This window comes from Pantoea sp. SYBGC1 (assembly GCF_057197005.1).
On record NZ_JBXUNM010000011.1, the window covers coordinates 106,879 to 127,822 of the forward strand.

Below are 20,944 nucleotides of genomic sequence, written 5' to 3' on the forward strand. Positions count from 1 at the left end.
AGTTACCTTAATTAATAAAAGTGTTATAGGGGATGATCCGTGGATTATGCCCGATTTTTGCGTGCCTGACCGCCTGCGCCGTGGATTTTGTGCTTCAGCGCCGCGTTAATGAAGCGCATGCGCTGCTCAGCAGGCAATAACCCATAATTTTAGCGGTTATTCGCTCTGCGCTCAATCTATACGCAAAGACATTTAGATGTCCAGATGTATTGACGTCTGTTAGCGGAATGTTATCCTGTGGGCACTTTATCCCTCTTCAGGAACAGCAGAGCCCATGACGCGCAAACAGGCAACCATCGCAGTACGCAGCGGTTTGAATGATGACGAGCAGTATGGCTGCGTAGTCCCGCCGATTCATCTCTCCAGCACCTATAATTTTCTCGACTTTAATGAGCCGCGCGCCCACGACTATTCACGCCGCGGCAATCCGACGCGCGATGTAGTGCAGCGCGCGCTGGCCGAGCTGGAGGGTGGCGCGGGTGCCGTACTGACAAATACCGGCATGTCTGCGATTCACCTGGTGACCACTGTATTCCTGAAGCCTGGCGATCTGCTGATCGCTCCCCACGACTGCTATGGCGGCAGCTACCGCCTGTTTGACAGCCTCAGCAAGCGCGGTGCTTACCGTGTGAAGTTTGTCGACCAGGGTGACAGCGCAGCGCTGGCCGCAGCGCTGGCCGAAAAGCCAAAGCTGGTGCTGGTGGAAAGCCCGAGCAATCCTCTGCTGCGCGTAGTGGATATTGCGGCAATCTGTCAGGCGGCGCGCGCGGCGGGCGCCGTCAGCGTGGTGGATAACACCTTCCTGAGCCCGGCGCTGCAAAATCCGCTCGCCCTCGGGGCCGACCTGGTGATCCATTCCTGCACGAAATATCTTAACGGCCACTCTGATGTGGTGGCGGGGACGGTGATTGCAAAAGATCCGGCCGTTGCCACTGAGCTTGCCTGGTGGGCCAATAACATCGGCGTAACCGGCGCAGCGTTTGACAGCTATCTGCTGCTGCGCGGTCTGCGGACGCTGGCACCCCGCATGGCCGCTGCCCAGCGCAACGCGCTGGCGATAGTGGACTACCTGAAGCAGCAGCCGCTGGTGAAGAAGCTGTATCATCCTTCTCTGCCGGAAAATGCCGGTCATGAATATGCGCGACGTCAGCAACGCGGCTTTGGCGCCATGTTAAGCTTTGAGCTGGATGCAGATGAAGCGCGGCTGCGCCGTTTTCTGAAAGCGCTGCAGCTGTTTACGCTGGCGGAGTCGCTGGGCGGAGTAGAGAGCCTGATTTCACATACGGCCACCATGACACATGCCGGCATGTCTGCGGAAGCTCGTGCAGCCGCCGGGATCTCTGAAACACTGCTGCGGGTCTCCGTCGGCATTGAAGATCACGAAGATTTAATTGCCGATTTGGATAATGCCTTCCGAATTGCAGCCGGGGAGTAATCATGACCAGTACAGCAGGCGCGGGAACGCCGACGAAGCAGCTGCATAAATTTGGTGGCAGCAGCCTGGCGGATGCCAGCTGCTACCAGCGCGTAGCGGCCATTATGGCTGATTACAGCCAGCCAGGCGATCTCATGGTGGTCTCTGCCGCAGGCAGCACCACGAATCAGCTGATCGGCTGGCTGAAGCTGAGCCAGAGCGATCGCCTCTCGGCGCACCAGGTGCAGCAGACGCTTCGCCGCTACCACAGCGAGCTGATTGCTGCGCTGCTGCCAGCGGAGGCTGCCGACCGGCTGACGACCCTCTTTATCCGCGATCTGGAGCGTCTGGCAGCGCTGCTGGATAGCGCGATAACTGAAGCGGTATATGCAGAAGTGGTCGGGCATGGCGAAATCTGGTCGGCGCGGCTGATGGCTGCGGTACTGAGTCAGCGCGACGTTGACGCCGCCTGGCTGGACGCGCGTGATTTTCTGCGGGCGGAGCGCGCGGCTCAGCCGCAGGTGGATGAGGGAAAATCCTGGCCGCTGCTGCAGGCGCTGCTGGCGCAGCATCCGCATAAGCGTCTGGTCGTCACCGGTTTTATCAGCCGTAACGAGGCAGGTGAAACCGTGCTGCTGGGACGCAACGGTTCTGACTATTCCGCTACGCAGATCGGGGCGCTCGCGGGTGCGGGGCGCGTGACCATCTGGAGCGATGTGGCCGGCGTCTATAGCGCCGATCCACGCAAAGTTTCCGATGCCTGTCTGCTGCCGCTGCTGCGGCTGGATGAAGCCAGCGAGCTGGCGAGGCTGGCGGCGCCGGTACTCCACACCCGTACGCTGCAGCCGGTCTCCAGCAGCGATATCGATTTACAGCTGCGCTGCAGCTATCAGCCTGAGCAGGGTTCAACCCGTATTGAGCGCGTGCTGGCCTCCGGCACCGGCGCGCGTATTGTCACCAGTCACGACGATGTCTGTCTGGTGGAGATCCAGCTTGCTGAAGGTCACGATTTTGCTACGCAGCAAAAAGAGATCGATCAGCTGCTGAAGCGCGCCCAGCTGCGTCCGCTGGCGAGCGGCCTGCATCCCGATCGTCGCCTGCTGCAGCTCTGCTATACCGCAGAAGTGGTTAACAGTGCCTTTACGCTGCTGCAGGATGCGGCGCTGCCGGGTCATCTGCAGCTGCGCGACGGCATGGCGCTGGTGGCGCTGGTGGGGGCTGGCGTAACGCGCAATCCGCTGCACAGCCACCGTTTCTGGCAGCAGATTAAAGATCAGCCGGTTGAGTTTGTCTGGCAGTCAGAAGAGCATATCAGCCTGGTCGCCGTGCTGCGCACAGGACCGACCCGCCATCTGATTCAGGGACTGCATCAGTCGCTGTTTCGCGCGGAAAAGCGTATCGGCCTGATGCTGTTTGGGAAGGGGAATATCGGCGCGCGCTGGCTGGAGCTGTTCGCCCGCGAGCAGGAAACGCTCTCAGCACGTACCGGCTTTGAGTTTGTGCTGGCTGGCGTGGCTGACAGTCGTCGCAGCCTGCTGAGTTACGACGGGCTGGATGCCAGCCGCACGCTGGCCTTTTTCGACGATGAAGCGCAGGCGCTGGATGAGGAGTCGCTGTTCCTGTGGATGCGCGCGCATCCGTTTGATGATTTGGTGGTGCTGGACGTAACCGCCAGCGCGCCGCTGGCGCAGCAGTATCTCGATTTTGCCAGTCACGGTTTTCACGTGATCAGCGCAAATAAAGTGGCTGGCGCATCAGACAGCCAGAGCTGGCGTCAGATCCGCGATGCCTTCGCCAAAACCGGGCGCCACTGGCTCTATAACGCGACGGTCGGTGCCGGTTTGCCGGTTAACCATACGGTACGCGACCTGCGCGAAAGTGGTGACTCGATACTCTCCATCAGCGGAATTTTCTCCGGCACGCTGTCGTGGCTGTTTTTGCAGTTTGACGGCAGCGTTCCCTTCAGCGAGCTGGTGGATCAGGCGTGGCAGCAGGGGCTGACCGAACCCGATCCGCGCGTCGATCTCTCCGGGCAGGATGTGAAGCGCAAGCTGGTGATCCTGGCGCGTGAGGCGGGCTACGATATCGAGCCGGATCAGGTGCGGGTAGAGTCGCTGGTACCAGTCGACTGTGAGGCGGAATCGGTTGATCACTTTTTTGAAAACGCCGACGAGCTGAATAACCAGATGCTGCAGCGCTACGAAGCGGCGCAGGAGCTGGGTCTGGTGCTGCGTTATGTGGCGCGCTTTGATGCCAGCGGTAAAGCCCGCGTTGGCGTGGAAGCGGTGCGGCCTGAACATCCGCTGGCAGCGCTGCTGCCGTGCGATAACGTCTTTGCCATTGAGAGCCGCTGGTATCGCGATAATCCGCTGGTGATCCGCGGACCCGGTGCCGGACGTGATGTTACCGCTGGTGCGCTGCAGTCGGATCTGAACCGTCTTGCTCAGCTACTTTAATCCGGCTGCTGCAGAGAGAATAAAAAAGGAGCCTGAGGCTCCTTTTTTGTATCGGCTAACCGGTATTGCGCATGCCGGCGGCCACGCCGGCGATGGTTACCATCAGCGCCTGCTCAACCCGCGCGTCCGGTTCGTCACCGCGTGCTTCCTGGGCGCGGGCGCGCTGCAGCAGCTCCGCCTGCAGCACGTTCAGGGGATCGGTATACACGTTGCGCAGCGCAATAGATTCGGCAATCCACGGCTGATCCGCCATCAGATGCGCATCATTTGCGATGGTCAGCACCGCTTTAATGTCCGCTTCCAGCTGGTCGCGCAGCTGTTTACCCAGCGGCCAGAGCGCTTTATCAACCAGGCGCTGATCGTAATACTCTGCCAGCCACAAATCAGCTTTGGAGAAGACCATCTCCAGCATCCCCAGGCGGGTCGAAAAGAACGGCCAGTCGCGGCACATCGTTTCCAGCTGATCCTGATGACCTTCATCCATCGCTTTCTGCAGCGCCGCGCCGGCACCAAGCCAGGCTGGCAGCATCAGACGGTTTTGCGTCCAGGCAAAAATCCACGGAATGGCACGCAGGGATTCAACGCCACCGGTCGGACGACGTTTAGCTGGACGTGAGCCCAGCGGCAGTTTGCCCAGCTCCTGCTCCGGTGTGGCAGAGCGGAAGTAGGGAACAAAGTCAGCATTTTCACGGACGTAACCGCGATACATGGCGCAGGAGTGCGCAGAAAGGCCGTTCATGATCTCCCGCCACTCCTGTTCAGGCTCTGGCGGCGGCATCAGATTCGCTTCCAGAATGGCCCCGGTGTAGAGCGACAGGCTGGCGATGGTGACTTCCGGCAAGCCATATTTAAAGCGGATCATCTCACCCTGTTCTGTCACGCGCAGGCCTCCTTTAAGGCTGCCCGGGGGCTGAGAGAGCAGGGCGGCGTGCGCCGGCGCGCCGCCACGGCCAATGGAGCCGCCGCGACCGTGGAACAGCGTCAGGGTAATGCCCGCTTTTTCACAGGTTTTAATCAGTGCGTCCTGCGCCTGATACTGTGCCCAGCTGGCCGCCATCACGCCGGCATCTTTTGCCGAGTCAGAATAGCCAATCATTACCATCTGTTTGCCGTTGATAAAGCCGCGATACCAGTCAATATTCAGCAGCTGCGTCATGACATCATTGGCGTTGTTCAGGTCATCCAGCGTTTCAAACAGTGGCGCGACCGGCATAGCGTACGGAATGCCCGCCTCTTTCAGCAGCAGATGAACCGCCAGCACGTCAGAAGGCGTTTTTGCCATAGAGATCACGTAGGCTGCAATTGAACCCTGCGGCGCCTCGGCGGCGACTTTACAGGTTTCCAGCACTTCGCGCGTGTTGTCGCCTGGCTCCCACTGACGCGGCAGCAGCGGACGTTTTGAATTGAGTTCGCGGATCAGAAACGCCTGTTTGTCCGCTTCTGACCAGCTTTCGTAGTCGCCGAGGCCGAGATAGCGCGTAACTTCTGCAATCGCTTCGGTATGACGGGTGCTCTCCTGGCGGATGTCGATGCGCACCAGCGGTACGCCAAAGCATTTTACCCGGCGCAGCGTGTCCAGCAGCTGGCCATTAGCGATAATGCTCATACCACACTGCTGCAGCGACTGATAAATAGCAAACAGCGGCTGCCAGAGCTGCTCATTGGAGACCAGCAGATCGGCAGGACGCGGCAGGCGTTCACCTTTCAGGCGCTGCTCCAGATATGCCTGCGTGTTCATCAGCTGGCTGCGCATGCGTTTCAGGATCACGCGGTAAGGTTCAATCGCATCCGGATCGCCGCACATTACGCGCACTTCGTCGCTGCACTCCGACATCGACAGCTCAGAGATCAGCACTCCCACATCGCGCAGGAAGAGGTCGGCTGCTTTCCAGCGGCTTAGCTGCATGACGTGGCGGGTGATGGGCGCCGTCACGTTTGGGTTGCCGTCACGATCGCCGCCCATCCACGACGTGAATTTAATCGGCACAAAATCCACCGGCAGCTGAATGCCAAACGTCTCTTCAACCTGCTCATTCAGTTCACGCAGAAACGCGGGCACGCCCTCCCACAGGCTATTTTCCACGACGGCGAAGCCCCATTTCGCTTCATCGACCGGGGTAGGGCGATATTTACGGATCTCATCCGTATGCCACGCCTGCGCTACCAGCTGGCGCAGGCGGCGCATCACCTGATTGCGCTCATAGTCGGTGATATCAGCGTGATCGAGCTGCTCAAGGCAGCTGTTCACTTCGCCGAGCTTGTGGATCAGGGTGCGGCGGGTAATTTCAGTCGGGTGTGCGGTCAGGACCAGCTCCAGCGACAGCTCTTCAATCGCCTGACGGATAGCCATTTCGCTGAGATCGTTATGCTGCTTCAGGCGCTCAAAGGTCTTTTTCAGCAGCTCCGGATGGTTAGCGCCATCGCCGCTGCGTGAAATGGTCTGATACTGTTCAGCCACGTTGGTAAGGTTAAGAAACTGACTAAAGGCGCGGGCCACCGGCAGCAGCTCATCGTTAGAAAGGTTCTGCAGCGTTGACAGCAGCTCCCGGCGATGAGAGTCATTGCCTGCACGGGATGACTTAGAGAGTTTGCGGATGGTTTCCACCCGATCGAGAATGTTCTCTCCCAGTGCATCCTTTATCGTATCCCCGAGCAGTTTGCCGAGCATACTGACATTACTTCGCATTGCGGAATATTGTTCGTTCATTTGACCCTGACACCCTTATCGTCTTTTAACCCCTCTGGACCCAACCAGCGGGTATAACATCATCTTTTATCTAGCCACGATTTGTGAACTCCGTCAATTAGCCTGAACTGACGAAAACAGGCAGCTAACGTGCGGAAAGTGATAAGTTTTATCGGGGACGGAGAGAGATAAGTTATTCTTATCAGCAAACGCCAGATAATGACGGGGCATTTTGCTGATTAAACAGTGAAATGCCCCGCATATTATCTATCAGCGGCAAAAATGCTGCACAACCTGCGTGATCAGGGCGTGAGTTGGCTTAATAAATGCGGTATCGATAAATTCATCCGGCTGATGCGCCTGATCGATTGAACCTGGCCCCAGCACCAGCGTCGGGCAGATCTGCTGAATAAAAGGCGCTTCGGTACAGTAGTTGACCACTTCTGTCGGCACGCCCAGCAGCTTTTCCACTACCGTAACCAGCTCATGATCGACCGGACATTCATAACCCGGAATAGGCGGATGCAGTTCGCTTACGGTCAGACGGCCAGGCCAGCGGGCGCTCACCGGTGCCAGCGCTTCATTCAGCAAGCCATCCAGATCGTTCAGGCTCAGGCCCGGCAGCGGCCGGATATCCATATGCAGCTCGCAACAGGCGCAGATGCGGTTAGCCGCGTCACCACCATGAATATGACCAAAGTTCATGGTCGGATAAGGAATGGCAAAGCCATCATGGTGATAGCGCTCTTGCAGGGTATGGCGCAGCTTCATCAGTTCCGTAATAGAGGCGTGCATCAGCTCAATCGCATTTACGCCGCGCGCCGGGTCGCTGGAGTGGCCTGACTGGCCCTCAATGCGGATAGCGTGTGAAAGGTGGCCTTTGTGGGCGCGCACCGGTTTGAGCGAGGTAGGCTCACCGATAATGGCGCAATCGGGGCGCAGCCGGGCTGACTCAGAGAAATATTTGGCACCTGCCATCGTGGTCTCTTCGTCAGCGGTCGCCAGCACATAGAGCGGTTTTTTAAGCGTAGTGACGTCAACATCGCGCAGCGCATCGAGAATAAAGGCGAAGAAGCCTTTCATATCTGCCGTGCCCAGGCCGTAAAGTTTATTGTCATGTTCAGTCAGGACAAATGGATCGCGTGTCCAGCGTCCGTCATCAAAGGGCACGGTGTCAGTATGACCCGCCAGCAGCAGTCCGCCTGCGCCTTCCCCGCTGCGCGCCAGCAGGTTGAACTTATGTCGCGTGCCCGGTACCGGCTGAACTTCAACGCTGAAGCCCAGATCGCGGAACCAGCCCGCCAGCAAATTGATTAAACTTTCGTTGCTCTGGTCAAGCGCGCTGTCGGTTGCGCTGATTGACGGTAAGGCGATCAACTGGCGGTAGAGTTCGATAAAAGGTGGAATTTTTGACTTCACTGTTGACGGTCCTTAGGTTAGGATGTATCAATATTCATGCACTAATAGTGAATAAAAATACATTAACGTCGTCTGCATGTGAACTGAAAAAGTGCAAACGGCATCGTGGGCAACGGGGCACGGCCGCGACCCGATACGTTGACTGTAAAAAGGTATACAGCCTGATGTTGAATACGCTGATCGTTGGTGCCAGTGGTTATGCTGGCGTAGAGCTTGCCACTTACCTGAATCGCCATCCGCATATGAACATAACCGCTTTAGCGGTTTCAGCGCAAAGCCCGGATGCCGGAAAATTGCTCTCCGATCTCCATCCGCAGCTGAAAGGTATCGTGGATCTGCCGCTGCAGCCGCTGAACGATCCGGCGGCGTGGGCAGAGAAAGTGGATGTGGTGTTTCTCGCGACGGCGCATGAAGTCAGCCACGATCTGGCGCCTGAATTTCTGAAAGCAGGCTGCGTGGTCTTCGATCTCTCAGGCGCCTTCCGGGTCAATGATGAGGCGTTCTACACCCGCTACTATGGCTTCAGTCATCAGCATCAGGCGTGGCTGGATAATGCGGTATATGGTCTGGCCGAATGGAATCACGAACGTATTAAAGAGGCACAGCTGGTGGCCGTGCCTGGGTGCTATCCCACCGCAGCGCAGCTGGCGCTGAAACCGCTGCTCAAAGCGGATCTGCTGAATGACGCACAGTGGCCGGTAATCAATGCCACCAGCGGCGTCAGCGGGGCCGGGCGCAAAGCCAATGTTGCGACCAGCTTTTGCGAAGTGAGCCTGCAGCCCTACGGCCTGTTTAACCACCGTCATCATCCGGAAATAGTTGCCCATCTTGGCGCGCCGGTTATTTTTACCCCGCATCTGGGTAATTTTCCCCGCGGTATTCTGGCAACTATCACCTGCCGCCTGAAAGCGGGTATTACGCAGCAGGATGTAACCGACGCGTTTTATGCGGCCTATCATGACAAGCCGCTGGTGCGCCTTTATGACAACGGCGTCCCGGCGCTGAAAGCGGTAGTGGGCCTGCCGTTCTGCGATATCGGGTTTGCCGTACAGGATGAACATCTGATTGTGGTCGCGGCAGAAGATAACCTGCTGAAAGGCGCGTCATCACAGGCGATTCAGTGTCTGAATATTCGTTTCGGTTTCCCTGAAACGCTCTCTCTGATTTAACGGACGGATAACGTAACCATGAGCAATCCACTGATCATTAAACTGGGTGGCGTACTGCTGGATAGCGAAGAAGCACTGGCCCGGCTGTTTGATGCGCTGCTGGCGTACCGTAATGAGCATCAGCGTCCGCTGGTAATTGTGCACGGCGGCGGCTGTCTGGTCGACGAACTGATGAAAAAGCTCGTGCTGCCGGTGAAAAAGAAAGATGGCCTGCGCGTTACACCCGCCGATCAAATCGACATCATTACCGGCGCGCTGGCGGGCACAGCGAATAAAACGCTGCTGGCGTGGGCAACCCGTTACGGCATTAATGCTGTCGGGCTGTGTCTGGGCGATGCCGGACTGGTCAGCGTCGCGCAGTTTGATGAAGAGCTGGGGCATGTCGGGCAGGCCACGCCGGGCAACCCTGCGCTGCTGAACACGCTGCTTAATGCAGGCTATATGCCGGTTATCAGCTCAATTGGCATCACTGCCGGCGGCGCGCTGATGAATGTGAATGCCGATCAGGCAGCGACGGCGCTGGCAGCCACTATCGGAGCCGATCTGGTGCTGCTCTCTGACGTCAGCGGCATTCTCGACGGCAAAGGCCAGCGTATTGCTGAAATGACCGCAGCGAAAGCGGAACAGCTGATTGCGCAGGGCATTATTACCGACGGCATGATTGTTAAAGTCAACGCTGCGCTGGATGCGGCACGCACGCTGGGCCGTCCGGTCGATATCGCCAGCTGGCGTCATGCTGAACAGCTGCCAACCCTTTTCAACGGCGTGTCGATTGGCACCCGGATTCTCGCATAATCAAGGATTAAGACATGAGCACGCAAAACATTAAAAAAATCGTTCTGGCCTACTCAGGCGGCCTCGATACCTCAGCCATCATTCCATGGCTCAAAGAGAACTACGGCGGCTGTGAAGTGGTGGCGTTTGTCGCCAATATTGGTCAGGATCCGGCCGATCTGGAAGGCGTTGAGAAAAAAGCGCTGCAGTCGGGCGCATCTGAATGTCACGTAGTGGATCTGCGTGAAGAGTTCATCAGCGATTACGTCTACCCGGTGCTGCAGACCGGTGCCCTGTATGAAGGCACTTATCTGCTGGGCACCTCCATGGCGCGTCCTATCATTGCTAAAGCGCAGGTTGAACTGGCGCTGAAAGTGGGTGCTGACGCGCTGTGCCACGGCGCAACCGGTAAAGGCAACGATCAGGTGCGTTTTGAAACCACCTATACCGCGCTGGCACCGCAGCTTAAAGTTGTTGCGCCATGGCGCGAGTGGGATCTGCGTTCGCGTGAGGCGCTGCTCGACTATCTGAAAGAGCGCAATATTCCGACGACCGCGTCGCTGGAGAAGATCTACAGCCGCGATGAGAACGCATGGCACATCTCCACCGAAGGTGGCGTGCTGGAAAGCCCGTGGAACGCACCGAATAAAGATTGCTGGGTATGGACTGTGGATCCGCTTGAAGCGCCGGACCAGCCGGAAAATGTCACCGTGACCGTTGAAAAAGGCTGTGTGGTTGCCGTAAACGGCGAGCAGCTGAGCCCGTTCCAGTGCCTGGAAAAACTGAACGTCCTGGGTGCTAAACATGGCGTTGGCCGGATCGATATCGTGGAAAACCGTCTGGTTGGCATCAAATCACGCGGCTGCTATGAAACCCCCGGCGGCACCATCATGGTAAACGCACTGCGTGCGGTTGAGCAGCTGGTTCTGGATCGCGACAGCTTCAAATGGCGTGAGCAGCTGGGCCAGGAGATGTCTTACGTGGTATATGATGGCCGCTGGTTCGCACCGCTGCGCCAGTCTATTCAGGCGGCGGCAGCATCGCTGGCGGAAGAGGTTAACGGCGAAGTGGTTCTGCAGCTCTACAAAGGTCAGGCAACGGCGATTCAGAAAAAATCTGCTAACAGCCTCTACTCAGAAGAGTTCGCTACCTTTGGTGAAGATGAGGTGTATGACCATCGTCACGCGGGCGGCTTTATTCGCCTGTTCTCCCTCTCTTCACGCATTCGTGCGCTGAACGAGCAGAAGAAGTAAGCACGCAGCAGCAGTTATGCAAGGGCGGCTCAGGCCGCCTTTTTCAACACGATTTCAGGAGCAAGCAGATGGCACTTTGGGGCGGACGTTTTTCGCAGGCAGCAGATCAGCGGTTTAAACAGTTTAATGATTCACTGCGTTTTGATTATCGCCTGGCGGAGCAGGACATCACCGGCTCTGTGGCGTGGTCAAAAGCGCTGGTGACCGTGAACGTTTTAACCCAGGCGGAACAGCAGCAGCTTGAAGCGGCGCTGAACGAACTGCTGGCGGACGTACGCGCGAATCCGTCGCAGATCCTTGAAAGCGATGCAGAAGATATTCACAGCTGGGTCGAGGGCAAGCTGATCGATAAGGTCGGCGCGCTGGGTAAAAAGCTGCATACCGGGCGCAGCCGTAACGACCAGGTTGCCACCGATCTGAAGCTCTGGTGCAAAGAGCAGGTTGCCCTGCTGCTGGACGCGACGCGTCAGCTGCAGAGCGCGCTGGTGGCGACGGCGGAAGCGAATCAGGATGCCGTCATGCCGGGTTATACGCATCTGCAGCGCGCGCAGCCGGTTACATTTGCCCACTGGTGTCTGGCGTATACCGAAATGCTGGCGCGCGATGAGAGCCGTCTGCAGGATACGCTGAAGCGGCTGGATGTCAGCCCGCTGGGCTGTGGTGCGCTGGCCGGTACCGCTTATGAGATTGACCGCGAGCAGCTGGCGGGCTGGCTCGGTTTTGCTTCGGCCACGCGTAACAGCCTGGATACCGTGTCCGATCGCGATCACGTGCTGGAGCTGCTCTCTGACGCGTCAATCGGCATGGTGCATCTGTCGCGCTTTGCGGAAGACCTGATTTTCTTTAACACGGGCGAGGCGGGCTTCGTCGAGCTGTCTGATAAAGTCACCTCAGGTTCATCGCTGATGCCGCAGAAGAAAAATCCGGATGCGCTGGAGCTGATTCGCGGTAAATGCGGCCGTGTCCAGGGCGCACTGACCGGCATGATGATGACGCTGAAAGGCCTGCCGCTGGCCTACAACAAAGATATGCAGGAAGACAAAGAAGGGCTGTTTGACGCGCTGGATACCTGGCTCGACTGTCTGCATATGTCAGTTCTGGTTCTGGATGGTATTCAGGTTAAACGTCCGCGCTGTCAGGAAGCGGCTGAACAGGGCTACGCCAATGCCACCGAGCTGGCTGACTATCTGGTCGCGAAAGGCGTGCCGTTCCGCGAGGCGCATCATATTGTGGGAGAAGCGGTCGTCGCGGCTATCCAGCAGGGTGTGGCGCTGGAAGCGCTGAGTCTGGCTCAGCTGAAGCAGTTCAGTGACGTCATTGAAGAGGATGTCTATCCGGTGCTTTCGCTGCAGTCCTGCCTCGACAAGCGTAACGCGCGCGGCGGTGTTGCGCCGCAGCAGGTAGCCCAGGCGATCCGCGAAGCACAGGCGCGCCTGCAATAGCCGCTCCCCGACGCTGGCCGGTTTGATACGCCATAAAAAAAGCGGGCTTTATAAAAAAGCCCGCCAACCTCTGGCTTCGGAATTGCATATTTTTATAGGCACATCATCAGCGTACCGGCACTCCCCGCCAGCACAGTGATTGGGTTCAGCAAAACAGATTTGCTGCGTAAAAAGCGTTTTTCATAAAAGCGTTCAGCCCCGGCACATGTTCAGCTAATAAATAAATTTCTCTACAAATGCATGGGCTTAAATCAGTGGGCGCTATTATTCCCGTGCATAGCTTGATAGGGCCAATCGTTCGTTGCTATTCTATCTATCGCCACGGGCTATCGTGGTTTGGAGGATATTAATGAACATTCGCGATCTCGAGTATCTGGTTTCACTTGCGGAACACCGCCATTTCCGCCGCGCTGCTGATGCCTGTCATGTCAGTCAGCCGACCCTGAGCGGACAGATCCGTAAGCTGGAAGATGAACTGGGCGTCATGCTGCTGGAACGTACCAGCCGTAAAGTGCTGTTCACCCAGGCAGGGCTACTGCTGGTTGATCAGGCGCGAACCGTACTGCGTGAGGTTAAGGTGCTGAAAGAGATGGCCAGCCAGCAGGGTGAAGCGATGTCCGGACCGCTGCATATCGGACTGATCCCCACGACCGGCCCCTATCTGCTGCCCAATATTATCCCTATGCTGCATCAGACTTTCCCGAAGCTGGAGATGTATCTGCACGAAGCGCAGACTCAGCAGCTGCTGGCACAGCTCGACAGCGGCAAACTCGACTGCGCTATTCTGGCGCTGGTTAAAGAGAGTGAAGCCTTTATCGAAGTGCCGCTGTTTGATGAGCCCATGAAGCTGGCGATCTACGAAGATCACCCGTGGCACGATCGCGATCGCGTGCCGATGTCCGATCTGGCGGGTGAAAAACTGCTGATGCTGGAAGATGGTCACTGCCTGCGCGATCAGGCGATGGGCTTCTGCTTTGAGGCGGGTGCGGACGAAGATACCCATTTTCGCGCCACCAGTCTGGAAACGCTGCGTAATATGGTGGCGGCCGGCAGCGGTATTACGCTACTGCCTTCACTGGCGGTGCCCAAAGAGCGCGTGCGCGATGGTGTCTGCTATCTGCCCTGTTATAAACCGGTGCCGCAGCGCACTATCGCGCTGGTTTACCGGCCAGGCTCGCCTCTGCGCAGCCGCTATGAGCAGCTGGCAGAAGCAATCAAAACCCATATGCAGGGCCATTTTGACGCGGCGTTAAAACAGGCGGTTTAATCCGTTCAGTGCGGCCACGCGATAGGCTTCAGCCATGGTAGGGTAGTTAAAGGTGGTATTCACGAAGTACTCAATCGTGTTACCGCCATTTTTCTGCTCCATAATGGCCTGGCCGATGTGGATAATCTCCGCCGCGCGCTCACCAAAGCAGTGGATCCCCAGAATCTCTTTTGTCTCGCGGTGAAACAGAATTTTCAGGCTGCCGACGTGCATGCCAACAATCTGCGCGCGTGCCAGATGCTTAAACTGCGCACGGCCCACTTCATAAGGCACTTTCATCGCGGTCAGCTGCTGCTCTGTTTTTCCTACCGAGCTGATTTCAGGAATGGTGTAGATACCGGTCGGAATATCTTCGATCAGATGCGCACTCGCTTCACCTTTGATAATTGCCTGAGCAGCAATACGCCCCTGATCGTAGGCGGCGGAAGCCAGGCTTGGATAGCCAATTACATCACCCACGGCATAAATGTGCGGCTGCGCGGTCTGATACATACTGTTGACTTTGAGCAGGCCGCGTCCATCCGCTTCCAGACCTACATTCTCCAGCGAAAGCGAGTCGGTGTTTCCGGTGCGGCCGTTCGCATACAGCAGACAATCCGCTTTGACCTTTTTGCCTGACTTCAGGTGCATGATCACGCCATCGCTGACGCCTTCAATCTTCTCAAACTCTTCGTTGTGACGGATCACCACACCGCTGTTCCAGAAGTGGTAAGAGAGGGAATCGGACATCTCCTGATCAAGAAACGCCAGCAGGCGATCGCGGGTGTTGATGAGATCGACCTTGACGTTAAGACCGCGGAAGATAGAGGCGTATTCGCAACCAATCACGCCGGCACCATAGATAATCACATGACCCGGTTCATGATGCAGATTCAGAATAGAGTCGGAATCGTAGATGCGCGGGTGTGTAAAGTCGACGTCGGCCGGGTGATAGGGACGTGAGCCGCAGGCAATGACAAATTTTTCTGCCGTCAGCTGCTCGCGGGTGCCATCAGGCTGCTCCACCTCTATTGTGTTGGCATCAACAAAATGCGCGTCGCCCTGATAGAGTTCACAGCGGTTACGCTCATAGAAGCCCTGGCGCATGGCAGTCTGCTGACTGATAACATTTTCAGTGTGGTTAAGGATGTCAGCGAACGAGGAGCGGAGAAGACGGGTATGATCGCTGTAGAGCGGGTTCTGATTGAATTCAATGATGCGGCTGACGGCATGGCGCAGCGCTTTGGAAGGGATGGTTCCCCAGTGTGTACAACCGCCGCCAATGTTGTGGTAGCGTTCGATCACTGCGATGCGCGCTCCCTGCTTGACCAGCCCCATCGCCGCACCTTCGCCGCCCGGACCGGAGCCAATGACAATGGCATCGTAATCGTAAGACTTTTGCATACCAGTACGTCCTATTCTTCTATACATTTTTACAACGAGATTCTAACATCTCGCCGCGCACATCTGAATTCTAACAGTGAAAAATGCAGAAGTTTGACATTCAGTGAGGTTAACAGGCGGTGACAAAGTTTGCCCGGCTGTACGCTGAAAAGTTTGTTATAGTGAGTGCCTGATTACTCACAAGGCCGCAAAGATGGGCGTTCGGGCGCAACAAAAAGAACGTACAAGACGTTCGCTGATTGAAGCTGCATTCAGTCAGCTTAGTGCAGAAAGGAGTTTTGCCAGCCTGAGTTTACGCGAAGTGGCACGTGAAGCCGGCATTGCCCCTACCTCATTCTACCGTCACTTTCGTGATGTGGATGAGCTGGGACTGACCATGGTTGATGAGAGCGGGCTGATGCTGCGCCAGCTGATGCGCCAGGCGCGCCAGCGTATCGCGAAAGGCGGCAGCATCATTAAAACGTCGGTGGCAACCTTTATGGAGTTCATCGGCAACAACCCGAATGCGTTTCGGCTTCTGCTGCGCGAACGTTCCGGCACGTCAGCCGCCTTCCGCGCTGCTGTCGCACGTGAGATCCAGCATTTTATCGCCGAACTGGCTGACTACCTTGAGCTGGAAAGCCGTATGCCGCGCAGCTTTACCGAAGCGCAGGCTGAGGCGATGGTGACCATTGTTTTTAGCGCCGGCGCTGAAGCGCTGGATGTCGACTCTGACCAGCGGCGTAAGCTGGAAGAGCGGCTGGTACTGCAGCTGCGTATGATCGCCAAAGGCGCCTACTACTGGTATCGCCGGGAACAAGAGCGGCTGGCCGTGACCCTGGAACTCCCTGAAAAATAACGTGATAAGGATAATGAAATGATTGAGCAGCATCCTCGTGATAAAGGAACGTTATTACTCTCTTTTATTACTGGTTTAGCAATCAACGGCTCCTTTTCGGCGCTGTTCAGTAGCTTTGTGCCGTTTTCCATTTTCCCGCTGATAGCGCTTGGGCTGTCAGCATGGTGCCTGCATCAGCGTTACCTCAATCGCAATATGCCGGACGGCATGCCGTCACTGGCTGCGGCATTTTTTCTGCTGGGCATTCTGGTCTATAGCGCCATGGTGCGCGCAGAATATCCGGATATCGGCTCGAACTTCATTCCTGTCATTCTGATGACGGGACTGGTGTTCTGGATTGGCACGCGCTTCCGCCGCGCCAGAAGCCGGCAGTAAAAAAAACGGGAACCTGCGGGTTCCCGTTTTTTTATGCTTTGCGCGTCAGCAATACGCCGCATTCCATATGGTGGGTATACGGGAACTGATCGAACAGCGCCAGCCGCTCAATCTGATGCGTGCCTGACAGCGCGGCCAGATTGTCGCACAGGGTCTGCGGGTTACAGGAGATATACAGAATACGCGGATACGCCTGCACCATTTTTACCGTTTCATCATCCAGCCCGCTGCGTGGCGGATCGACAAAAATGGTCTCGCACTGATAGCTGCTGAGATCGATGCCTTCCAGCCGGTTAAAGCTGCGCACGCCGTTCATGGCCTGGGTAAACTCTTCCGCTGCCATACGAATAATCTGCACGTTGTCGATCTGATTTACGGCGATATTGTACTGAGCCGACGCCACCGAGGGTTTGGCTATCTCTGTAGCCAGTACGCGGCGGAAATTGCGCGCCAGCGCCAGCGAAAAGTTGCCGTTACCGCAGTAAAGCTCCAGCAGATCGCCACGCGACTGCTGCGTAACATCCAGCGCCCACTCCAGCATCTGAATGTTCATGGCGGCATTAGGCTGGGTAAAGCTGTTTTCTACCTGGCGGTAAATCAGCTCTTTGCCCGCCACCGGCAGACGCTCATCCACGTAGTCGCGATCCAGACAGATTTTGGTTTTGGTCGCGCGTCCAATCAGCTGCACATCAAATCCTTCAGCACGTAACTGGTCACGCAGCGCGCTGGCGGCGGCATGCCACTCTTCTTCCAGTTTGCGATGATAAAGCAGGGAGATCACAATCTGGTTGCTCAGCGTGGAGAGGTAATCGATCTGGAACAGCTTAAAGCGCAGCACCTGATTATCGCGTATCGCTGCCATCAGTCTGGGCATCATCTGATTAATCAGCTCGCTGGCGGCCGGAAAGCTGTCCACGCGAATGCGCTGTTTGGTCGCCTGGTCGAAGATGATGTGATAGAGGTCGTCACCGTCGTGCCAGATGCGAAACTCTGCGCGCATACGGTAGTGACTGACCGGCGATCGGAACACCTCCACATCAGGCGCGGTGAAAGGGGTCATCATCGTCTGTAAACGGCTGACTTTTTCAGCGAGTTGCGCGTCATACTGGTCAATCGGGAGCTGTTCGGGTGTCATCTTCAATCCTGGTAATAAGCCTGCTTGCCGGGCGATTGTAGGCATTCAACTGCTGATGTCCAGCCCAACCGAACGTCAGAAAGCGGGAGGAGTGGATCGGCGGCGGGCTTAACCGTAGACTGCGGCCGCCGGCCTCATTGAGTTAAAAGGGAATCCAGTGCAAATCTGGAGCTGACGCGCAGCGGTAAAAGAATGTCGTGGTGATCGCCCAGGCAGACACTGTCCTGACGGATGGGAAGTCTTCACCATTTATGATTCTCAGCCCGAAGACCTGCCGGTGTATCGTCGCAAACGCTGAGATCATCGCGTGCTATCGATCTCAGGCCTGCGGCATCCGGCTCGATCCTTTGGATGCTATAACAATGAAAATAACCTCTGCTTCGCTGTTCACCCTGAGTGCAACAGCGCTGTCGCTCTGGGCGCCCTCTGGCTATGCCCGGAAAAATGATAATACGCAACTTGTCACCGCTAATCGCTTTCAGCAGCCGGTCAGCAGCGTGCTGGCGCCGGGTGAGGTGATCACGCGGGAAGAGATCGATCGCTGGCAGGCAAAATCGCTGACTGATGTCATGCGGCGCCTGCCTGGCGTAGATATTGCGCAAAACGGCGGTCCGGGCCAGACCAGTTACATTTATATCCGCGGCGCGGAGGCGCGTCATACGCTGGTGCTGATTGATGGGATCCCGCTGGCGAAATCAGGGATCACCGGCATCGCTGACTTTAGCCAGATTCCGCTGGCGTTGATTCAGCGTATTGAGCTGATCCGCGGACCACGCTCCGCCGTTTACGGCGCCGATGCCATTGGCGGCGTGGTGAACATCATTACCGGGAACAGCGAGCCAGGCGGGCAAATAACGGCGGGTCTCGGGTCGAATCGCTATCAGGAGTATGATGCGGCGCTGCGACATAAGGTGGGCGAGGATACGCTGGTAACCGTAGCGGGGGCCTTTCAGTCGACGCGCGGCTATAACATCCAGCCGCAGTCGGCGTATGCGGTTGATGGCGATCGCGACGGCTTTCGCAGTAAAACATTCTGGGCCGGTGTGAATCACCGTATCAGCGACAGTTTATCCGCCTTCTTTCGCGGCTACGGCTACGGCAATAATAGTGCGTATGATGCAGGCTATCAGGACGGCAGTGATAAACGGCAGATTTATAATCATACCTATGAAGGCGGTATGAAGTTCAGTGAAGAGCGCTACTCTTCGGAACTGAGCTACAGCTACCAGCGCTATAAAGATTACAACTATGCCAGTACGCTCGGCCTCTATCGTCCGGGCACGTCGCTGGATGATATGAGCCAGCGTAATCTGCAGTGGGGCAATAGTGTTGCCATGGTGCATGGCACACTCAGCGCCGGCATCGACTGGCAGCAGCAGAAACTCGCGTCCAGCGATCGGTTCAGCGCTGACAACTACACGCGTAACAGCACCGGTTACTATCTGACCACGCAGCAGCAGTTCAATACGCTTACGCTGGAGGGTGCGCTGCGCGGTGATAATAACAACCAGTTTGGCTGGAACGGCACGTGGCAGGCAGCGGCGGGATGGACGTTTATGCCCGATTATCGCCTCATCTTTTCGTATGGCACCGCTTTCCAGGCACCTACGCTGGGGCAGATGTATGGACAGAGCCGTCTGTTTATTGCATCCAATCCCGATCTCCGGGCTGAGAAGTCACATCAGATTGAAACCGGTCTCGAAGGACTCAGCGGTCCGGTGGAATGGCACCTTTATCTTTACCAGAATAAAATTAATAACCTGATCGACTACAGAGCTGACGAAAACTTTACCGGCACCTACTACAACGTACAGTCAGCGACGATTAAAGGCATTGAGTGGAGCGGCAGTGCAGATACCGGTATTTTTACTCACCGTATCACGTTGCAATATATCGATCCGCGCCGCGATGACGATAATGAGGTGCTGGCACACCGTTCCCGCCAGCAATATAAATATCAGCTGGACTGGACCGCACTGGATATCGACTTTGATCTCGCCTGGCAATATTTTGGTAAAAGCTATAACAACAATACCAACCAGTACGCAGCAACACAGCGTCGCATGCCGGGTTATAGCCTGGTGGATTTCTCAGCTGCGTATCCGGTCACGTCTCATCTGACAGTTCGTGGTAAAATTGCCAATCTGTTGGATAAGGATTATGAGACGGTTTATGGCTATCGCACCCCTGGACGAGAATACTACCTTAGCGCCAGCTACAGCTTCTGATCTCCGTCCCACCGTGCTGGTGTTTGATTCCGGCGTAGGTGGGCTCTCCGTCTATGATGAAGTCCGGCAGCTGCTGCCGGACCTGCACTATCTCTACGCTTTCGATAATGAAGGGTTTCCCTATGGCGAAAAAACGGAAACGTACATTGTTGAACGCGTAGTGGCAGTGGTCACGGCCATTACGCAGCGTTTTCCGCTCGCATTGGTCATCATTGCCTGCAACTCGGCCAGTACCGTCTCTTTACCCGCACTGCGCGAACGCTTTGCGTTTCCGGTCGTCGGCGTGGTGCCGGCAATTAAGCCGGCGGCTCGCCTGACACGTAACGGGGTAGTCGGGCTGCTGGCAACGCGGGGAACGGTAAAGCGGCCCTATACCCATGAACTGGTGAAACAGTTTGCCCGGGAGTGCACCATTGAGATGCTGGGGTCTGCTGAGCTGGTTGAACTGGCAGAGGCGAAGCTGCATGGTGAACCGGTATCACTGAGTGAGGTTCGCCGGGCAGTGCAACCCTGGTTACGAATGAAAGAGCCGCCAGATACGGTTGTGCTTGGCTGTACGCACTTTCCACTGCTGCGCGATGAACTGCAGCAGGTTCTGCCGGATGGTACCCGTCTGGTTGATTCCGGTGCTGCTATAGCCAGGCGTACCGTCTGGTTGCTTGAGCACGAGGCGCCTGATGCGGCTTCTGCTGACAGCAACATCGCATTTTGCACATCTATGGACGAAGAAGCGGTACAGTTATCCAGCGTTTTACAGCGTTATGGCTTTCCATTGCTCGAAAAACTGGCAGTTTGAGGCGGTTTCGCTGAAAAAAACAACACTCAGAAAATAATTCAAAATTAGCACTTGTCAGCCCGGAAGAACTCCCTATAATGCGCCTCCACTGACACGGCACAACGGCTTACGAAGCGTCGCGTTAAGCAGGTGGCTTTTACAGCAACCTTCAGAAAAGCAAAAATAAATGCTTGACTGAAAATGCGGAAAGCGTAATATACGCATCCCGCGCCGCTTGAGAAATCGCGGCACTGCTCTTTAACAATTTATCAGACAATCTGTGTGGGCACTCGCAGGATTGATATCAGCGTCTCCGGACGTAAAAAATAT

At 56.4% G+C, this 20,944-nt stretch carries 15 protein-coding genes and 1 riboswitch; of the genes, 11 read left to right on the forward strand and 4 right to left on the reverse strand.

Translation table 11 applies throughout. The features are described from left to right. Nucleotides 1-274: 274 nt before the first annotated feature. Entirely contained in the window at nucleotides 275-1,435 is a 1,161-nt protein-coding gene (metB, locus tag AC2CF9_RS16050; RefSeq protein ID WP_039381178.1) for a cystathionine gamma-synthase, read from the forward strand. A 2-nt stretch (nucleotides 1,436-1,437) separates the two neighbouring features. Continuing rightward, complete coding sequence (locus AC2CF9_RS16055; protein ID WP_484557451.1) at nucleotides 1,438-3,870, forward strand: bifunctional aspartate kinase/homoserine dehydrogenase II; 2,433 nt, start codon at nucleotides 1,438-1,440, stop codon at nucleotides 3,868-3,870. Nucleotides 3,871-3,925: 55 nt separating this feature from the next. Here the strand turns inward: AC2CF9_RS16055 and ppc are convergent, their stop codons facing one another. Both ppc and argE read right to left on the reverse strand, forming a co-directional pair. Further along, on the reverse strand, nucleotides 3,926-6,577 hold the full coding sequence (ppc, locus tag AC2CF9_RS16060) for a phosphoenolpyruvate carboxylase (protein ID WP_150018369.1): 2,652 nt from the start codon (nucleotides 6,575-6,577) through the stop codon (nucleotides 3,926-3,928). A 249-nt stretch (nucleotides 6,578-6,826) separates the two neighbouring features. Then, nucleotides 6,827-7,975, reverse strand: a complete 1,149-nt coding sequence (argE, locus tag AC2CF9_RS16065) for an acetylornithine deacetylase (protein ID WP_484557452.1) — start codon at nucleotides 7,973-7,975, stop codon at nucleotides 6,827-6,829. 164 nt (nucleotides 7,976-8,139) lie between these two features. On the opposite strand from argE, the gene argC reads away from it, so the two are divergent. From argC to oxyR, 5 genes are all read left to right on the forward strand, one after another. Beyond that, on the forward strand, nucleotides 8,140-9,144 hold the full coding sequence (gene argC / locus AC2CF9_RS16070; protein ID WP_150018367.1) for an N-acetyl-gamma-glutamyl-phosphate reductase: 1,005 nt from the start codon (nucleotides 8,140-8,142) through the stop codon (nucleotides 9,142-9,144). Nucleotides 9,145-9,162: 18 nt separating this feature from the next. Next, nucleotides 9,163-9,939 (forward strand): acetylglutamate kinase, encoded by a 777-nt coding sequence (gene argB, locus AC2CF9_RS16075; RefSeq protein WP_484557453.1) that lies wholly within the window; start codon nucleotides 9,163-9,165, stop codon nucleotides 9,937-9,939. Nucleotides 9,940-9,953: 14 nt separating this feature from the next. Next, nucleotides 9,954-11,171 (forward strand): argininosuccinate synthase, encoded by a 1,218-nt coding sequence (locus tag AC2CF9_RS16080; protein ID WP_039381164.1) that lies wholly within the window; start codon nucleotides 9,954-9,956, stop codon nucleotides 11,169-11,171. A 68-nt stretch (nucleotides 11,172-11,239) separates the two neighbouring features. Further along, nucleotides 11,240-12,613, forward strand: coding sequence for an argininosuccinate lyase (gene argH, locus AC2CF9_RS16085; RefSeq protein ID WP_484557454.1), 1,374 nt, complete (start codon nucleotides 11,240-11,242; stop codon nucleotides 12,611-12,613). A gap of 349 nt (nucleotides 12,614-12,962) precedes the next feature. Beyond that, nucleotides 12,963-13,880 (forward strand): DNA-binding transcriptional regulator OxyR, encoded by a 918-nt coding sequence (oxyR, locus tag AC2CF9_RS16090; protein WP_150018364.1) that lies wholly within the window; start codon nucleotides 12,963-12,965, stop codon nucleotides 13,878-13,880. Here the strand turns inward: oxyR and sthA are convergent. Beyond that, nucleotides 13,863-15,263, reverse strand: a complete 1,401-nt coding sequence (gene sthA, locus AC2CF9_RS16095) for a Si-specific NAD(P)(+) transhydrogenase (RefSeq protein WP_039381156.1) — start codon at nucleotides 15,261-15,263, stop codon at nucleotides 13,863-13,865. The genes oxyR and sthA overlap by 18 nt on opposite strands. 193 nt (nucleotides 15,264-15,456) lie before the next feature. Between sthA and fabR the strand changes: the two genes are divergently transcribed. Together fabR and AC2CF9_RS16105 are read left to right on the forward strand one after the other, a co-directional pair. Next, complete coding sequence (gene fabR / locus AC2CF9_RS16100) at nucleotides 15,457-16,101, forward strand: HTH-type transcriptional repressor FabR (protein ID WP_484557455.1); 645 nt, start codon at nucleotides 15,457-15,459, stop codon at nucleotides 16,099-16,101. Nucleotides 16,102-16,119: 18 nt separating this feature from the next. After that, complete coding sequence (locus AC2CF9_RS16105; protein WP_039381151.1) at nucleotides 16,120-16,476, forward strand: YijD family membrane protein; 357 nt, start codon at nucleotides 16,120-16,122, stop codon at nucleotides 16,474-16,476. Between the two features lie 31 nt (nucleotides 16,477-16,507). On the opposite strand, the gene trmA is transcribed toward AC2CF9_RS16105, so the two are convergent. Then, entirely contained in the window at nucleotides 16,508-17,611 is a 1,104-nt protein-coding gene (gene trmA, locus AC2CF9_RS16110) for a tRNA (uridine(54)-C5)-methyltransferase TrmA (RefSeq protein ID WP_484557456.1), read from the reverse strand. A gap of 113 nt (nucleotides 17,612-17,724) precedes the next feature. Then, nucleotides 17,725-17,904, forward strand: a riboswitch (cobalamin riboswitch). A 69-nt stretch (nucleotides 17,905-17,973) separates the two neighbouring features. Here trmA and btuB point away from each other — a divergent pair. Continuing rightward, nucleotides 17,974-19,839: a TonB-dependent vitamin B12 receptor BtuB gene (gene btuB / locus AC2CF9_RS16115; protein ID WP_484557457.1), complete on the forward strand. Its 1,866-nt coding sequence runs from the start codon at nucleotides 17,974-17,976 to the stop codon at nucleotides 19,837-19,839. Continuing rightward, nucleotides 19,784-20,635, forward strand: coding sequence for a glutamate racemase (gene murI / locus AC2CF9_RS16120; protein WP_150018359.1), 852 nt, complete (start codon nucleotides 19,784-19,786; stop codon nucleotides 20,633-20,635). The genes btuB and murI overlap by 56 nt, the downstream gene beginning before the upstream one ends. Nucleotides 20,636-20,944 lie beyond the last annotated feature (309 nt).